At 57.0% G+C, this 263-nt stretch carries 1 protein-coding gene; it reads right to left on the reverse strand.

The features are described 5' to 3' along the window. A partial coding sequence (locus tag SB764_RS41410) for a tripartite tricarboxylate transporter permease (RefSeq protein WP_410866956.1) occupies positions 1-241 on the reverse strand: 241 nt, incomplete at its 3' end. Between the last annotated feature and the right edge of the window lie 22 nt (positions 242-263).

The raw sequence follows: 263 nt of genomic DNA on the forward strand, positions 1-263 counted from the left end.
GGATCGCCGTGGTGGAGCCGCCATATTGCGCGCCGTAATAAATGCCGGCGAGCATGATGAGCGACGAGACGGGCTCAAGCTGAAAGGTGATCGGCAAGAGCATGGCGATGGTCGCCGTTGCGCCGATGCCCGGCAGCACGCCAATCAATGTCCCGAGCAGCACGCCGATCAGGCAGAAGAACAGGTTTTCCAGGGACGATGCCGTGGCAAAACCGAGTGCGAGATTATTGAACAAATCCATCGCAAGACCTCAAAATTTAAGC

The sequence above is a fragment of the Paraburkholderia sp. SIMBA_027 genome (genome assembly GCF_046535315.1).
Taxonomy (GTDB): Bacteria; Pseudomonadota; Gammaproteobacteria; order Burkholderiales; family Burkholderiaceae; genus Paraburkholderia; species Paraburkholderia tropica.